Origin of the sequence: Pantoea sp. CTOTU46764, from assembly GCF_031974595.1 — a bacterium.
GTDB lineage: Bacteria > Pseudomonadota > Gammaproteobacteria > Enterobacterales > Enterobacteriaceae > Pantoea > Pantoea trifolii.
Genome location: NZ_DALYOQ010000065.1, coordinates 12,738 through 27,362 on the forward strand (window position 1 = coordinate 12,738; position 14,625 = coordinate 27,362).

General features: G+C 55.6%; 12 protein-coding genes. 3 read left to right on the top strand and 9 right to left on the bottom strand.

Going from position 1 to position 14,625, the window contains the following annotated elements; translation table 11 throughout:
• Positions 1-2 precede the first annotated feature (2 nt).
• Entirely contained in the window at positions 3-1,289 is a 1,287-nt protein-coding gene (locus RTM06_RS17985; RefSeq protein ID WP_312184008.1) for a PAS domain-containing methyl-accepting chemotaxis protein, read from the bottom strand.
• Positions 1,290-1,739: 450 nt separating this feature from the next.
• Here RTM06_RS17985 and RTM06_RS17990 point away from each other — a divergent pair, with 450 nt between their 5' ends.
• Positions 1,740-3,719, top strand: coding sequence for an autotransporter outer membrane beta-barrel domain-containing protein (locus RTM06_RS17990; protein WP_312184023.1), 1,980 nt, complete (start codon positions 1,740-1,742; stop codon positions 3,717-3,719).
• Between the two features lie 319 nt (positions 3,720-4,038).
• On the top strand, positions 4,039-5,895 hold the full coding sequence (locus tag RTM06_RS17995) for a hypothetical protein (protein ID WP_312184010.1): 1,857 nt from the start codon (positions 4,039-4,041) through the stop codon (positions 5,893-5,895).
• A gap of 55 nt (positions 5,896-5,950) precedes the next feature.
• Here RTM06_RS17995 and RTM06_RS18000 read toward each other — a convergent pair whose 3' ends face one another.
• From RTM06_RS18000 to RTM06_RS18035, 8 genes are read right to left on the bottom strand one after another with little or no spacing between them, the layout of a single operon-like run.
• Positions 5,951-7,339 (bottom strand): FAD-binding oxidoreductase, encoded by a 1,389-nt coding sequence (locus RTM06_RS18000; RefSeq protein WP_312184012.1) that lies wholly within the window; start codon positions 7,337-7,339, stop codon positions 5,951-5,953.
• 60 nt (positions 7,340-7,399) lie between these two features.
• Complete coding sequence (locus RTM06_RS18005; protein ID WP_101761439.1) at positions 7,400-8,200, bottom strand: ABC transporter permease; 801 nt, start codon at positions 8,198-8,200, stop codon at positions 7,400-7,402.
• Positions 8,197-9,030: an ABC transporter ATP-binding protein gene (locus tag RTM06_RS18010; protein ID WP_008110747.1), complete on the bottom strand. Its 834-nt coding sequence runs from the start codon at positions 9,028-9,030 to the stop codon at positions 8,197-8,199. The genes RTM06_RS18005 and RTM06_RS18010 overlap by 4 nt, the downstream gene beginning before the upstream one ends.
• Complete coding sequence (locus tag RTM06_RS18015) at positions 9,027-9,998, bottom strand: ABC transporter substrate-binding protein (RefSeq protein WP_312184015.1); 972 nt, start codon at positions 9,996-9,998, stop codon at positions 9,027-9,029. The genes RTM06_RS18010 and RTM06_RS18015 overlap by 4 nt, the downstream gene beginning before the upstream one ends.
• A gap of 9 nt (positions 9,999-10,007) precedes the next feature.
• A complete protein-coding gene (locus tag RTM06_RS18020; protein ID WP_312184017.1) occupies positions 10,008-10,886 on the bottom strand; it encodes a creatininase family protein in 879 nt (292 codons plus the stop codon).
• Between the two features lie 14 nt (positions 10,887-10,900).
• Positions 10,901-11,356, bottom strand: a complete 456-nt coding sequence (locus RTM06_RS18025) for a RidA family protein (RefSeq protein ID WP_061719502.1) — start codon at positions 11,354-11,356, stop codon at positions 10,901-10,903.
• Positions 11,346-12,545, bottom strand: a complete 1,200-nt coding sequence (locus RTM06_RS18030) for an amidohydrolase family protein (RefSeq protein WP_312184019.1) — start codon at positions 12,543-12,545, stop codon at positions 11,346-11,348. The genes RTM06_RS18025 and RTM06_RS18030 overlap by 11 nt, the downstream gene beginning before the upstream one ends.
• The gene (locus RTM06_RS18035) at positions 12,542-13,489 is read right to left on the bottom strand and encodes a PDR/VanB family oxidoreductase (protein WP_312184021.1); all 948 of its coding nucleotides are present in this window, start codon (positions 13,487-13,489) and stop codon (positions 12,542-12,544) included. Before RTM06_RS18035 ends, RTM06_RS18030 begins: the two co-directional genes overlap by 4 nt.
• A 143-nt stretch (positions 13,490-13,632) precedes the next feature.
• Between RTM06_RS18035 and RTM06_RS18040 the strand changes: the two genes are divergently transcribed.
• Positions 13,633-14,553: a LysR family transcriptional regulator gene (locus RTM06_RS18040; protein WP_256698755.1), complete on the top strand. Its 921-nt coding sequence runs from the start codon at positions 13,633-13,635 to the stop codon at positions 14,551-14,553.
• The last annotated feature ends 72 nt before the right edge of the window (positions 14,554-14,625 follow it).

Consider the following 14,625-nt stretch of genomic DNA (forward strand, 5'->3'; position numbering starts at 1 on the left):
AATTACACATCTAATCGATGAATCACGTTCACAAACTCATGTACGCCGCTGTTAATTTCCCGCAGGCTGCGTGACAGCACGCTGATTTTATCCTGCTCGGTCACCACAAACTGCTTCACCTCATTAAGCTGTTGCTCCATCTGCGCAATCAAACTGGCGTTGTGTTCTACCACCTGCGTAATCTGCTTGGTGGCGCTGGAGGTGGATGCCGCCAAACGCCGCACTTCGCCCGCCACCACGCTGAATCCACGGCCCGCTTCACCGGCGCGCGCCGACTCAATCGCCGCATTTAGCGCCAGAATATTGGTTTGTGAAGCAATCAGGTTGATGGTCTCGACTACCTCGCTAATGCTCTTCGCCGAGGCATTGAGTTCGGCACCAATTGCCGTCGCCGCATTCACCTGCACCGCCACCAGACCGGAATTGCGGATGGTTTCATCCAGCACTTCATTGGCGTTGTCGGTGATTTGTGAGGTCTCTTCAGACGTGGTCAGCGCGATGTCGGCTACGCGCTTGGCAGCTTCCACGCGCGCGGTGATATCCGAGGCAATTTTGATTACCTTGTAAACCTTGCCATCCGCGTCATACACCGGGTTGTAGCTAGCTTCAAGCCAGATGCGTTCGCCGCTGGCTGTTTTGCGTTCGAAGCGGCCAACAAAGTGTTCACCTTTGGCCATCTTGCGCCAGAAGTCCGGATTTTCGCGGTAGAAGTTATCGAAGCAGAAAATACGGTGATGTTGCCCAATAACGGCAGCCAGCTCATATCCCATATGCTTTAGAAAGTTGCTATTAGCCGTGAGGATTTGACCCTCCGGCGTAAATTCAATCACCGCCATGGAAAGGTCCAACGCGGTGATCACCGCTTCTTTATGCTCCAGCTCCTGATGACGTTCTGTAATATCCGACGCCACCTTGATCACTTTGTAAACATGGCCTTTGTCATCGCTCACCGGGAAATAGGTGGCGCTGAGATAGAAGCGCTGGCCTTGCTTATTGAAGCGTTCAAAGATGCCGGTCACCGATTCGCCCGACGCCAGCGTTTGCCAGAAGGCGAGGTAGTTGGAAGATTGGCTGTGTTGCCGGCTGCAGAAGAGGCGGTGATGTTTCCCCTGAATCTCATTCAGCTGGTAGCCGGTGGTGGCAAGGAAGAGATGATTGGCAGTAAGAATCTCGCCGTTGGGCGTAAATTCGATCCATGCCACATGCTGTTTGATCGCATTGATATCTTTAATCACATCGCCACTTTTATAAAACGGCAAGGTAAGACTCGACTTTTTCACACCAAACATGGGAAGCCTCAGGCGATTATTGTGCTGTTGAACGTAAGGCGTGCAGCACCAATCTGCTCACGTTCAGGACGTGTCGCTTAGGCTGCCCGCAGATCCCCTTCGCCGTACACTTGAACGTGTCTCTGCGCGCCGCAGCGCCGCATGGGGGTATTTAATTAACCGACCTGATGTTTTCAAAGGTACCGATCAGAGCGTAGTCGAACTCTGCATCGTTAGTTATCGGCGGCCTTTTTTAAAGGTTTAATTTAAATGCATGTAAAAGGGTTGTTCATAAACTTCGGTTAATTTGCTGCTGCAAACTGGCATAACGCCACCTTCCTGACTAAACAGTTAAACGTCCTTGATATTTCCCTTACGCATTCCTGATGCGATGTTGCGGGTTCGCTTGATGCGCGGACCTAACCTTTTGCCGGTCAGACGACGTAACGCTGGCCCATCACGGAGTTGATGATGAACAACCACAAATCTGCGCTTTCTGCTGTCGCCATCGCTACCTTCAGCGCGTTGCTGACGCCAGCTCCGGCGCTGGCATGGGATAGCCTGACCGTGTTTGGCGATAGCCTGAGTGATAGCGGCAACGTGGGCCGCTTTACCTTCGACGGTGCACAACATCCTTTATATGACGAGATTCTTGCCGCAAATTTGGGCGAGGACTTACAGCGGTCTACCTTGGGCGGCAGCAATTATGCGCAGGGCGGCGCGGTGTCGGTGCCGAAGCTCGATCCGGAATTAAATACTCAGGATCAACTGGCGGGATACCTCGCCTCAACCGGCGGCCGCGCTGACAACAACGGTTTGTACATCCATTGGGTCGGTGCCAACGACATCGCCGCTGCCGTCACCAATCCGTTAACCGCCAGTGAAACCATCAGCAACAGCGCCAATCAATCGGTTGCACAGATCAAAACGTTGCTGGATGCCGGCGCGGGAGCGGTAATTGTGCCAACCGTACCGCAACTCGGTTCAACGCCTTATATGATCCAAACGGTGTTGCGCGTGTTAGGCACCGCAGCCACGCCAGCGATGGTGGCGGCGTTTCAGTCGCTGGATAGCGTCACCACGCCAGATAAAGCCGCGCGGCAACAGGCGGTGCAGGATGCGTTTACGCAAGCCGCGGGCGAAGTCTCTTCTGTTCCGGCGGTGCGCGACGCGCTGGCGCAGCAGCTTTACAGCGCATGGCAAGAACTCAGCGAGCAGGTTACTGCGCTCTCCGACGGCTATAACCAGCAGGAAGAAGCGGGACTGGCGACTCTGAATGGCAACATCGTGCGTGTTGATATAGCCGGGCTGTTTGATGAAGTGATCGCTAATCCCACGCAATATGGCCTCACCAACACTATCGGCATCGCGTGTCCGATTGGGACGTCAGCGGATGAGTGTCAATCCAGCACGCCGGGTTTTTCCAGCGCGCAGGATTATCTGTTTGCCGATCGCCTGCATCCAAGTCCAGCGGTGCACGCGATGATCGCCGATTACATTCAGTCGATTCTGGATGCGCCAGCGCAAGTGGCGGCGCTGTCACAATCGCCACTGATGATGGCGCGCGATACGCAAAACACGTTGGATGGGCATTTGCAGCAACAGCGTCAGCAGCCTGCCAGCGCCGGACAGTTCACGGTGTTTGGCGGTTACGCCGGGCAACACGTCGATTATCAAGGCGACAGCTGGAGCAACGGCAGTGCCAACACGGCCAACCTAACGCTGGGTATCGGCTATCAGCTCACCGACAACTGGCAAACCGGTATGCTGTTCTCCAACACCAATCAGCGCCAGGAGCCTTCTTCCAACTACGATTACAAATTGCGCGGCAATCTGGTAGCGCTGTATAGCCAGCTGACGATGTTCGATCAGGGCTGGATTAACGCCGATCTGCATTATGCCGATCTCGATTTCGACAGCATCGAGCGTGATATCCACATCGGCCCGGCCAACCGTATCGAGCAGGGTAGCACCAGCGGTAAATTGCTCGGCATGCGCGTGCAGACTGGCTGGACGCTGCCAATTACTGAAAATCTCAGCACCGGGCCGGTTGCCAGTTACGCGCTGGATTACGGTCGCGTCGGCGGCTACAGCGAGAACAGTGATAGCAGCACCGCGATGCGCTACTCCGATCAAACCACCCATTCACAGATTGGCTCAGTGGGTTGGCGCATCGACAGCAAACAGTGGGTGGTTAATCCCTGGGCACAGGTGAGCTACAACCATCAGTTTGGCGATACCGATTCCACGGTGCGTGCCGGATTGAAATCGACGCGTACTTTGTTTGAACGCAGCGTTGACGCGCGCGATAAAAACTGGCTGGATCTGTCGCTAGGTGCCAACGTGCCGCTCGGCGAAACGGTGAATGCGTTTGCCGGGGTTTCAACCGTCGGTGGGAATAGCGATTACCATCAGGTGACCTGGAATGTCGGTGTGAACGCCACGTTCTAAGCATGCAGGCCAGTAACTGTTAGTTGCTGGCCTGTTAATTTATAACGATCACAAATGCTTTCTCTGCTTAGCATCAACCTTGTAATTCCGCGTTACCACTCCTGTTTCGTGCCATGTAAATAAAGAAGTTGTCTGCGATTAATCTGTAAATCGCCTCGCTGCCGCTACGCTTTTTTCCATTAATCATATTGTTGTCTGGCCATGCAAAAATCACATAAGTCAAATGCCCCAGTTAGAGTGGTACGCATCAACACATTAATTTTCAGTTACTTATACTCGATGGTGCAGTTACTTTCTCTTAATAGTTAAGGGGTACACCATGGCGAATGTGTCCAGCAATACGAATACCACACCACAAAATAGTGTCACGGCGGCGGCACCGGTTATTCAGATCATAGATATCGAACAGCTCAAAGCCACCGAACCTACCACCGGCGGTGAACTCGCTACGGTGCTGGAGTATAAGCGCGGAACAAAAGCTGGCGGCGGCGTATTTGTTTATGACGCAACAGATACCACATCGCCAGACGATGGTGGGTTGGTGATTGTGACAGCGGGAAAGAAACGCTGGAAAAGGGTGATACTGGATTATAACTCGGTCACCGTGCTGGATTTTGGCGCGGTGCCTGACGGGAAAACCGACTGCATCGAGGCGGTGAAACGCATGTTTAACTGGTCGCAGCGCGTGCTGCCATCAGCAGGGATACGTTTTACAGCGGGCGAATTTAGTATGTCGACGTTTGATATCTCAGATAAAGAAATTAACCGTTTTAAGGTTACCGGTGCGGCGGTCAATTTCGGTTATTTTCCAACAACGACGTTGTTTTTCGACTGGGATACCAAACCTCGTGGTCAACATTTCTTTAAAGTGCAGGCACGCTATGCCGAAATTTCTGGGCTGGTTGTGAAAGGCAAGAGTTCGGACAGCGGTGGTGATGGCGGCACGGCGTTCAATAATGTCGGTTTTTACGCTAATACCATTATCGGCGGCCAGTTCTTGCGCGTCAGCAGTATGGAATTCCGCTATTTGGGCGGACGTGCGCTTGATCTTATCGATACGCTGGATTGTAAAATCGACCAGTTCTATTCCCGTGGTTGTCAGGACAGCATTGTTTATGCTCGTTGGTCCGATCGCCAACAAGGCGCGTGGGATCACTCTACGGCAATTGAACTCTCCAATTTTAATTTGCAGGGCGGCACTAAAAAGCCGGTGCTGGATTTACCGCGCTGTACGCAATCCTTTATTCGCAACGGCTGGATTGAACACTCCGAATTTGCCGGTGATCTTTCCAATGGCCAGTGGGTGATTGAGGGATTAGCGATTGAATCCACCGATAACCCATTAAAATTGGGTTATTGCCGCGCCACTATTATTCAAAAAAGTATTCATAATCAAAGTGCTGGATTCGATTACAGTACCGAAGGTATTGAGCCGTGGACGCTAATCGGTGAAGGCGATCGTGGGGTACTGGAGATGTCGGATTGGGGAATCGTTGCGCAAGGTTCATTGAGCTATGACTATATCTCCTCGCAGTATCACATGGATAATCAGGGGAAAGAGGCTGAACAGTGGTTTTATGTCGGGGAATTCGCTTTCTCTAATGCCAACTCGCAAATACATGTGCGCATTATTGGCACCGCACAATTCCTCTCACAAAGTGAAACCCAAACTGACTTTAGTAGCCGTACGCCGGAAGGCGTGGCAAATATCTATCTGCAGGCAAGAAATGGCGCTGAATCTATTGGCAGTTGGTATGGTGAAGGTTCCAGTCCGGTGACCAAAGTGCATATTTCGGGTAATGGTGCCCGAACCAAACTCTATGTGAAAATTGCGGGCTTTACCGCCTATTCCATTGCGCTAGTCGATACCAATGGCAAAGACCGATACCAGGCTGGAAATTGCTTTATTTTCCGTAAAAGCTTCACGGCCTGTAGCGCCGAAGAGAGCACCAGACTGAATGCGGAGAAAGTTGTTGCCTATGAACAGCACTGGATTGGTAATAAACAAGTTGGCTTTGGGTACAACGACAATAAAGAGTTGTTATTGCATGGTCCGGTGTTCGAAAAGAGCGTGCAAAATCCCGATGGATCATGGAGAACGCGTCGTTTCTTAAAAGTTCGAGTCAATGGAACGGAGCGCAGTATTGAATTGCACAGTGCTACCGATCCCTATTAATTTTATCGAGCCAGTAATCGAGGTTGCTGGCTCGACAATAATAAAATCTACGTGGTTAATTGACGCCAGGGATATGCACATCCGGCAACGTATCGCGTACTTCCCAGCCGCGCAATTTGCCGGGATTTAATAAATTGTGGGGATCACAGGCGCGTTTCATCGCCACCACATCAGCACGCACCATGCCCTGTTTGCCATCTTCAATATGAATCACATGTGGATTATTAATATTCACGCCATTCGTGCGGTAAGTAGCCATAATCGCGTTGAGGCGATCTTCGTCCTGATAACGCACCAGCGGTAAACCGCTACAGGTAATGCTGCCGTTCATATCGCGTAAGAATTCAATGTGCGACATCACCTCATCGGATAATTGCGCTTCCAGCGTTAACGCCTGCTGCAAATAGTTATCCGTCGTGTAAGCAGTTTGCAGGTAAGTTAGCGTCTTATCGATTTTCAGCGCCTGCAGCGTGGTGTGATTCCAGCAATATTCAATCAGCGAATGCCCGCTATTTTCACCTTCGGCAAAATGCAGCGCGTTGCATCCCCCATGCTGGGTGAGAAGTGCAGGTAACAATCCATCGCTTTCGCTGCCCACCACAGAAATCACGCCATGCGTGCGCGCCACATCGGCATCGGCCAGATCGCTGAAGTAATTGAGTACTGGCGCGGCAAATACGGCAATCTGGCGTTTCACCATGCCCGGCGATCGTGCAATCGCATCGGCAAAGGCCATTGCCGCCGCGAAATCGTTGAAGATATCCAGACGTTCGATCCAGTCGTGACGCGGTGCCAGCGCCAGTTCGATCTCCAGCACAATGCCGTTGCTGCCATACGCGTGATGCAGCAGCAATGCATCAGGTGCCTGCAACGTGATAATGCGCGGCGTCTCTTCCATGGTCATCAGCCGCACCGACAACACATTGCCCGGCGCGGCCAGCGGACCGTAATTGATGGAGCCCACGCCGCCAAATCCGCCGCCAAACAGACCGCCAAGCGTCGCCACTTTCCAGGTGGAGGGCATGCAGCGCAGCTCCCAGCCAAGTGGACGCGTATGCGCTTCCAGATCGCCGAGCCGAATACCCGCCTGCGCACGCACCGTGCCGTGGCCGACGGCGGTCACCGCGTTGAGGCGCGTCATATCGACCATCAATCCGCCGTGCAGCGGAATCAGCTGCCCGTAATTGCCGGTGCCGCCGCCGCGCAGATTGAGCGGCACGCGCTGTTTCGTGCAGGCCGCGACGATCAGCGCCAGCTCCTGCTCATCACGCGGACGCACCGCTAGCTCGGCAAATTTCTCTTCCAGCTGCGGTTTCAGTACCGGGCTGAACCAGTGGAAATCGCGCGACAGACGTTTGACCTTCGGCGCTTCTTTAATCCAGTCAAGTTCAGGCAACGCCGCGACCAGCGCCGCCAGTGCAGACTGGCGATCAGAATCAGACATGTTTATTTCCTGTGGTAAAAGAGGGTTCCGTAGGGTCGCCATTCATGGCGACCCTACACGTCAGCTGGGGCTCAATTCACTCTCATGCCACGCCGCCAGCACGCGGCGCGTCAGCCACGACATCAGCGCGAACAGCAGAAAACCGGCCAGTGAAATCAGCAGCAGCGCGGCGAACATCAGCGGGATATTGAGCTGATAACCGGCCTGCAAAATCTGGTATGCCAGCCCGGTATCGGTGCCGCCGGTGCCGGCGACAAACTCTGCCACCACTGCGCCAATCAGCGACAAGCCACTGGAGATGCGCAGCGCGCCGAAGAAGTACGGCAGCGCCGAGGGAATACGCAGGCGCAGCAGAATCTGCATGCGCGATGCGTGATTGAGGCGGAAGTAGCTCAGCAATCCGGGCGACACGCTACGCAATCCTTGTGTGGTATTGGAAATGATTGGAAACACTGCCATCAAAGTGGCACACACCACCAGCGACAGCGTGGTGTCTTTCACCCAGATGATGATCAACGGCGCGATGGCGACAATTGGCGTCACCTGCAGGAACACGATGTAGGGAAAAAGGGCGGTTTCAATGAAGCGATTTTGCACCAGCAGAAACGCCACAATCGAGCCGATGACAATCGCTACCGCGAAGGAAATCACGGTGATTTTCAGGGTGTAGAGCAATGACATAAACAGCGTTGGGAAGTTCTGCACCAGACTTTGTGCCACCACTAACGGCGACGGCACCAGAAACACCGGCACCTTGAAGGTGGTGACCAGAAACTGCCACAACAGCAGCATGGCGACTGCGACGATGGCGGGGAACAGCCACTGCTGAAATTGCCGATGGCTCGCTAACGGTTTCATCATTGACTCTCCTTGCTGGCCGCCAACAGGCCGCGTTGTAGCTGTTGCGCATAGTGCGTGAAATCCTGGCTGACGCGGAACTCATCGTCGCGCGGCAACGCCGTTTCAATGCGAATGTCATCCACCACGCGTCCGGGGCGCGCCGCCATCATGATCACGCGCTGCGACAGAAATACCGCTTCCTGAATCGAGTGAGTGACAAACACCACCGTCAGCTTCTGCTCCTGCCATAAATCCAGCAGATCGCTGTCCAGCTTGTTGCGGGTGATTTCATCCAGCGCGCCAAACGGCTCATCCATCAGCAGCACTTTCGGGCGCGTAACCAGGCCGCGCGCGATGGATACGCGCATCTGCATACCGCCAGAAAGCTCGCGCGGCAACACGTGACCAAACTGGCCGAGGCCGACCAGCTCAAGGATTTCGCGCACGCGGGTGTCCGCTTCGGCACGCGGTACGCCCGCCAAATCGAGCGGCAGACGCACGTTTTTGTGCACGTTGCTCCACGGCATTAGCGTCGCTTCCTGAAACACAAACGACAGCGGCAGATCGCGTTGATTTTCCCGCCGATCGCGGCGAAACAGCATCAACTTGCCATCGGTGGGCTCAATCAGTCCGGCGATCATTTTCAGCAAGGTGCTTTTGCCGCAGCCGGACGGGCCGAGCAGCGAGACAAATTCGCCCTGACGGATAGTGAGATCGACCGGCAGCAGTGCGCGCGTGCCATTGGGATAGATTTTTTCCGCTGATAGCACCTCAATCGCCGGTGGCGCCGCAGAACGCGGCACCGCTTGCGCATCGGGATGCAGCAGCGTCAGATGGCTGGCTGTATTCATGGCAGAACCTTAACGTCTTGAATGAACTTAAGCGTATAGCTACCTTCAAACGGCACTTTGGCGGGATCGATCAGTTTGGTATCGACCAGCAGCTGCCAGGTTTGCTTGAGGCGCGCTTCGGTCATGATGCCGATGCCGCCGGTTTGCGCATCGCCGCCGGTCAGCATCTGGTATTTCTTCATCTGCGCGATGCCGAAGGCGATCTGTTCATCGCTCATCTGCGGATTCTCTTTCTTGATCAGCACGTTGCCCGCACTCGGATCCTGCAAATAGTTTTTCCAGCCCTGCATCGATGCCTTCACAAACGCCGCCACTGCAGCCGGCCGTTTCTCGATGGTCGATTTCATGCACACGATGCTGTTGCCGTACGGCGGATAACCCCAATCGCTGATCGGATAGACATTGGCCTGCGCATTGGCTTTCTGCACCGCAAACGGTTCGGAGGTGATGTAGCCTTGCTGCACCAGATTTTTATCGGCAAGGAACGGCTGAATGCTGAAGGTGTAAGGCCGCACGCGCGCGTTTTTCAGCTTCAGCGCGCTCTGCGCCCACGGCCAATATGAGGTGTAAGCTTCCGCCGCCAGCAGGAAGGTTTTGCTCTGCAAATCGGCCTGATTTTTCACATCCGGATGAGTGAGAAAGGCAATCGCCGAGTGCTGGAAGGTAGTGGCAACCGGCATCGCTTCAACGCCTTGCTGCCAGATTTCCAGCGCCTGCATGTTATCGCTGATGATGCAGTCGGCCTGACCGGCCGCCATCAGCTGCATGGTATGCACCTGCGGCCCGCCCATTTTCAGGGTGACGTCTAAACCGGCATCGCGATAGAGATTCTGCGCCTGCGCCTGGTAGAAACCGCCATGTTCGGCCTGCGCATACCAGTTGGTCATAAAGGTGAATTTCTCCGCCGCCATGCTCGGGGCCGAGAGTGCCAGCGCAAGCGCGGCCACAGTGCTCAATGTTTTTTTCATCGTTATTCCCTAGCGAGGTGTTAAAAAGGCGGCTGCGTCGTTGTGATCTAATACTTTGCCTTGCCACTGGCCGGTGCCCCACGCCGGTTCGGCGCGCGTTACCCACGTCATCTGATGCACTTCGGTGATCACCTGCGCCCAGCTTTCTGCCAGCGAATCGAGGATCGCTGCGCCTTGCTCGGGCGTAGACGGCAAAGGATCGCCAATCACGCCGCTTGGACCGAAATCGTAGGATGCCCACGCTGCCATCGGTTTGTTGGTCGATAGCGTCGGGCAGGGGAATTCTGGCGGATAGTTGGCAACGGCTTTGTCCATTTGCACGGTATCGGGCGCGAGCGCCAGCATCAGCGCAGTTTCCGCATGTCCCGCGTGCATCGCCATCTGCCGCTCTTTGTCATCCATAAAGCTTTCAGCGCAGTTCGGCACTTTGAAAGTGTCTTGCATGATGATGATCATGTCGCCGTGGCGCAGACGCAGCTCGCGCGCCGCCATCTGCAACGGCTGCGGCTGGCCGCCGTGGCCGTTAACCATCAGGAATTTGCGGAAACCGGCGCGATAGAGTGATTCGCCAATCTCCATAATGGTGTGCAGCAGGGTTTCGCCGGTGAGCGTCAGCGTACCGGGAAAATGCAGGTGCTCATCCGATTTACCGTAGGTGATCGGCGGGATGGCGTAAGCGGGGATCGCTGCAGGTAAGCGCGCCAGCGCATGGCCGACCACGCCGGAGGAGATCACGCTATCCACCGCACACGGCAGATGCGGGCCGTGCTGCTCAATCGCGCCGGTCGGTAACACAATCACCGTGTTGGCTTTATTTTCCAGCGTGGCGATGTCGGTCCAGCTCAGGTACGGCAAAAAGCGGTTTGCCGGAATATAACCATGCAACATTTCAACTCCTCGTGTTATTGCGGCAACCACGCCGTGGCTTCAACTTCAATTAAGACGTCCGGACTAGGCAGCATTTCGCTGACCTGCACCACGGTGGAAACCGGCGGCGCATCGGGGAAAAATTGCTTACGCACCCGGCTGTAATGGGGAAAATGGTCGAGGTTGCGGAAGTACTGCACCAGTTTGAAGACATCGCTCATCTGACCGCCGGCGCTTTCGATGGTGGTGCGGATGCTCTCCAGCACGTACCAGCTCTGCGCCAGAATCGGCCCCTCTTTAATGTCGGTGGAGAACTCGCCGGTGCGGCCAAGCAGCTGTTGCGCCGCAGCGGGAATGTCGTCATAGCCGCGCACAATGGTGGCGGTTTGCGGGTTCACCGGAATAATGCCGGAGAGGAAAATGAAGTCGCCCGCGCGTCGCCACGCGGCATATTTCGCCAGCGGTTGTCCCGCTCCTGCATCAAGCGCCATCTGTTGTTTCTCCATAACGCACACCCCTTTTCAGCCGATAGCGCTGACGTTGACGCAACGGCCAGCTCGCCACATCGGCATGCGGAAAAACCACTAAATCATTGGCCAGCAGCGCGCGGCGTTGGCAGATCAGCGCCGAGGCCCGATCAAATGGCGCGCCCAGTTGCAGGCTTTGCAAACCGCTAAACAGCGTATCGAGCGGGTCGTAACTGCCAAACGGGCAGAACGCGTCCTGCACGTTATCAGCGCCGAGCAGCAGCGGAATGCCCTGCGCCTGCGCCTCTTTCACCAGCGTTAAACCGCGCAGACGCGGCGTGCGGTCAGGCACTGCATCCTGCAGCAGCAGATTGGTGAGCGGCAGCGCAATCAATGTCACATTGTGTTGCGCCAGCACGGCCAGAATCTGTTCTGCATCGTCTTGCTGCGATAGCGCGCAGCTATGGCTGCAGGTAATCGCGCCGCTAAACGGATGCTGCTGCAAATAGTGCGCCAGCCAGCGTAATCCCTGCGCCTCAACGTTAAGTTCTTCATCAATATGCAGATCGATATCCAGCTGCCACAATTCGGCGGCCTGCATCAGATGCTGAAACGCCTGCGCATCCCAGTTGCTGCTGTGAATAAAACCGCCTAACAGCGCGCCGGGACCGCTGGTCGCGACCTGCGCAGCGATATGCTGCGCATCGCTGGCATCGGCGAAAAAGGTGAGTGGCGCGAGGGCCACGCGCTCGATGCTGCACAGCGGATGGTGCAAGTCGCCAATCACTTGCCACGCTAACGGTGCATCGATAGAGAACCAGTCGATGTGGGTGCGCAGCAAACCAACCCCGGCTTCCACCGCCCAGCGCAGCGCCTGGCTGGCGCGCTGCTGTAAATCCTCGGCGTTCCAGTGCGCGCGGTCCTGATGCATGGCGGCAATCGCTGCCAGCAAACCAGGCTGTTGCGCCGGGCTGCGCTCGATAGTGAAAGTTTTATCCAGATGCGCGTGCGGCTCGATAAACGCGGGTAGCACCAGCGCGCCGTTAAGCGGCAGATAATCAGCGGGTGCTGCTGCGCTGTCGGGTTCGAATTGCAGGCCTGTGGCGTGGAAATGTAAGGTCGCCAGCTGCGGTTGATTACTCGTTTCAGGCCAGTTTTCTGGCAGCAGCCAGCGGGGTAAACGTGCGCCGGTCGCACCCGCATAGCCGCTCATAGATCCAGTACCAGCAGCGGAGAATGGGCGCGCGAGCAGCACAATACGATGCAATTATTGGCGGCACGCTCTTGCTTACTCAGCACCTCATCGCGGTGATCCGGTTCGCCTGCCAGTACGCCGGTGATACAGGAACCACACATACCTTGCTCGCAGGAAAGCGGTAATTCGAGTCCTGCATTCTCAAGCACTTCAGCGATAGTTTGTTGCGCGCCCACGGCAAAGCGTGCGCCGGAGGAGGCGATCTCCACCTCGAACGCACCGCCCGCCGTCACCGTCGTTTTGGGTTGGAAGCGCTCGCTGTGCAACTGTGCTTCCGCCCAGCCGAATTGAAACGCGAGCTGCTGCAGATGATCCATAAAGCCTACCGGACCGCAGAACACTAACGCCGCGTTCTCTGGCTGGGTAAGATCGTCGGGAATGCGCTGACGAAGGCTATCGCCTTCGCTGCTGTAGTGAATGACGACGCGAGCGCCGAGTTTGCTCAGGCGTGGGCTGAAAGCCAGCTCGTCGGCGCGTTTCAGGTAAAGGTGCAGGGTGAAATCCGCCTGACGCGCGGCCAGCGTTTCGGCCATCACCAACAGCGGCGTCAAACCGATACCGGCGGCAAACAGTAGCGTGCGCGGCGCCTGTGGCAGCGGGAAGTGGTTGCGCGGGGCGGAAATCTGTAATTCATCGCCGACTGTCAGCTCGTTGTGCAGCCAGCGCGATCCGCCGGTTGAACGCAGATCCAGACGCACGCAGATTTCATAATGATCGGCTGGCGCAGAGCAGAGCGAATACTGGCGTTTGCCGCCGTCGGGAATCAGCACATCAATATGCGCGCCCGGCGTGAAGGCGGGCAGCGGCTGGCCGTTGCGACTCGCCAGCGTCAGTAACACATTGCCTGCACCGTTGAACTGCTTTGCGATGACGGTGACGGCGAGAAAATTGGATTTCATCATCTTTCTGCCTGAGCAGGGATGTCGTCGGCTGCGAGGCCGCGCAAACCCTTGTTTTTATCATGGCAGCGATTATTATTTTGCCCTTGTGTAAGCGTCCATCTGTTTAATTCGCATGATGCGTTGCAAAAAAGAGAGCACCCCTTATGTTCGCCTTCTCCCGATTTCTGCTCTATTTCACTGAAGTGGCCCGCCAGGGTTCGCTGCGTAAGGCTTCTGAGGTGCTGCATGTCTCGGCATCGTCGATTGATCGGCAGATCCTGCGCGTCGAAGAACAGCTGGATATGCCGCTGTTCGAGCGCCATCCATCAGGATTACGTATGACCGCAGCGGGTGAGATCCTGCTGAATGCGGCCAAAAACTGGCAGCGGGATTTTGGCCGCGTCTGCACACAGTTGGATGATTTACGCGGATTGCGCCACGGTCATGTGCATATCGCCACCATCGATGCGATTAATCGCGGTTTCTTCTCTTCGATCCTGCAACGCATTCGCAGCGACTATCCCGGCATCTCCTTCACGCTGACCACCATGAGCAATATCCACATCGCCAATGCGTTGACGTCGGGCGATGCGGATTTCGGCATCATGCTCAATCCGCAGAGTTCACGCGAGCTGCTGGTGAAGTCATTTGCCGATTTACGTCTGGGTATTGTGGTGAGCAGCCAGCATCCGCTGGCCCAGCTGGAGTCGATCCGCTTTAGCCACTGCGAATCCTGGCCGTTTATCGTGCCCGCCGCGCCGCTGATGCTGGCCGATCCACTGGAGGCGCTGATCAACAGTTCGGGCATTAAGATCAATGAAGTGGCGCGCACCAATAACATTCATATGTTGCGTTCGCTGGTGCGCGATGACGTGGGAATTAGCCTGATGTGCTGGCTGGATATCGTCGATGAGTATCGGCGCGGCGAACTGAAGTTTATCCCGCTGATCGATACGGTGCTGAAGCCGTTTACTCTGTCGCTGTGTGTTGCGCCGCAGCGCCAGCTTTCGATCGCCGCTTCGATGATGCTGCGCGAGCTGGAGTCGTTTTTTGCGCTGATGCAGAGTGAGGAGCTGCTGGCGTAAATGGTCGCCATGAATGGCGTAATGCCGCTCAGTTAAGCACAGAGCGACTTTCGTTCGCCATGTGCTGAGGTA

Bases quoted from the DNA above. Each gene is read 5' to 3' on its own strand.
- RTM06_RS18035 (WP_312184021.1), bottom strand. From the start codon at position 13,489: ATGATGAAATCCAATTTTCTCGCCGTCACCGTCATCGCAAAGCAGTTC.
- RTM06_RS18000 (WP_312184012.1), bottom strand. From the start codon at position 7,339: ATGTCTGATTCTGATCGCCAGTCTGCACTGGCGGCGCTGGTCGCGGCG.
- RTM06_RS18040 (WP_256698755.1), top strand. From the start codon at position 13,633: ATGTTCGCCTTCTCCCGATTTCTGCTCTATTTCACTGAAGTGGCCCGC.
- RTM06_RS18005 (WP_101761439.1), bottom strand. From the start codon at position 8,200: ATGATGAAACCGTTAGCGAGCCATCGGCAATTTCAGCAGTGGCTGTTC.
- RTM06_RS17995 (WP_312184010.1), top strand. From the start codon at position 4,039: ATGGCGAATGTGTCCAGCAATACGAATACCACACCACAAAATAGTGTC.
- RTM06_RS18015 (WP_312184015.1), bottom strand. From the start codon at position 9,998: ATGAAAAAAACATTGAGCACTGTGGCCGCGCTTGCGCTGGCACTCTCG.
- RTM06_RS17990 (WP_312184023.1), top strand. From the start codon at position 1,740: ATGAACAACCACAAATCTGCGCTTTCTGCTGTCGCCATCGCTACCTTC.
- RTM06_RS18025 (WP_061719502.1), bottom strand. From the start codon at position 11,356: ATGGCGCTTGATGCAGGAGCGGGACAACCGCTGGCGAAATATGCCGCG.
- RTM06_RS17985 (WP_312184008.1), bottom strand. From the start codon at position 1,289: ATGTTTGGTGTGAAAAAGTCGAGTCTTACCTTGCCGTTTTATAAAAGT.
- RTM06_RS18030 (WP_312184019.1), bottom strand. From the start codon at position 12,545: ATGAGCGGCTATGCGGGTGCGACCGGCGCACGTTTACCCCGCTGGCTG.
- RTM06_RS18020 (WP_312184017.1), bottom strand. From the start codon at position 10,886: ATGTTGCATGGTTATATTCCGGCAAACCGCTTTTTGCCGTACCTGAGC.
- RTM06_RS18010 (WP_008110747.1), bottom strand. From the start codon at position 9,030: ATGAATACAGCCAGCCATCTGACGCTGCTGCATCCCGATGCGCAAGCG.